The organism is Streptomyces klenkii (assembly GCF_003626645.1).
GTDB lineage: Bacteria > Actinomycetota > Actinomycetes > Streptomycetales > Streptomycetaceae > Streptomyces > Streptomyces klenkii.
Genome location: NZ_RBAM01000167.1, coordinates 1 through 1,105, shown reverse-complemented (window position 1 = coordinate 1,105; position 1,105 = coordinate 1). Strand labels below are relative to the sequence as shown.

1 protein-coding gene and 1 pseudogene are annotated in these 1,105 nt (G+C 76.6%); both read left to right on the top strand.

Annotated features, from left to right (window positions below; all coding sequences use genetic code 11):
• The coding region (locus D7231_RS38250; protein WP_147449917.1) for an ArsR/SmtB family transcription factor at positions 1 to 712 on the top strand (712 nt) is incomplete at its 5' end.
• A gap of 83 nt (positions 713 to 795) precedes the next feature.
• Positions 796 to 1,105, top strand: a pseudogene (locus D7231_RS35490) (ABC transporter ATP-binding protein); the annotation flags it as partial.

Sequence of the window (1,105 nt, the reverse complement as noted above, 5' to 3'; positions counted from 1 at the left end):
CGACGAGCTGCGGCGCCTGCGCTCCACCCCCGCCCGCGCCGCCCTCGCCCACATCGTCGAGGCGCTGGACGGCGCGCCCCTGCCGCGGGCGTTGCTCGTGCCCGACCTGCCCGACCGCGTCGCGGAGCTGCTCGACTGGGTCTGGACGCGCACCGTCCGGCCCGAATGGCCGCGCTACCGGCGGCTGTTCGAGGCGGACATCGCCACCCGCACCCAGTCGCTGACCTCCGGCGGCTGGGCCGCGGCGCTCAGCGGCCTGCGCCCCGGCATGCGCTGGCTGGGCGACGGCCGCCTGCGGGTGAACGCCTACCCCTACCCGCCGCGCGAGATCAGCGGCGCGCAGCTGCTGTTCATACCGACCACCGCCCCGCGCGGCTGGGTCGGCCGCGACGAGCCGCGCCGCTACGCCATCACCTACCCCTGCTCCGGGCTGCTGGCCGAGCCCGGGGCCGGGCGCCGCGTTCCCGAGGAGGCGCTGGGCCGGCTGATCGGCCCGACCCGGGCGGCGATCCTCACCCAGCTCGGCGCGCCGAAGTCGACCACCCAGCTCGTGGCCCTGACCGGCTACACCCTCGGCTCGGTCGGCGGCCACCTGAAGGTGCTGCTGGAGGCCCGCCTCGTCCACCGCCGCCGCAGCGGCCGGGTCGTGCTCTACCACCGGACGCCGCTGGGCGACAGCCTGGTCGGGGACGGCCCCCCGCAGCTCGGCTGACGCGGGTGCGCGGCCCGGCCGACGCAGAGCGCCCCTGACCGCCCCTTGACTTCAACCTTTATTGAGGTTCTAGGCTCCTCCCCATGAGCATGGAGATCACGGCCTGGAACGCCCTCTACAACGCCCGGCACGCCCAGGACGACCGCCACCCCTTCTCGCGCGACACCCTCCGCCGCATCGGCCGGTTCGCCCGCCCCCACCGGGGCGCGCTCGTGGCGTTCCTGCTGCTCAGCGTCGTGACCGCCCTGCTGGCCGTCGCCACGCCCGTGCTCGCCGGGCAGGTGGTCAACGCCCTCACCGAGGGCTCCGCGCGCGCCCGGGTCGTGCGCCTGGCCGTGCTGATCGCCGCCATCGCGCTGGCCGAGGCCGGCGTCGGCCTGCTGGCCCGCTGGC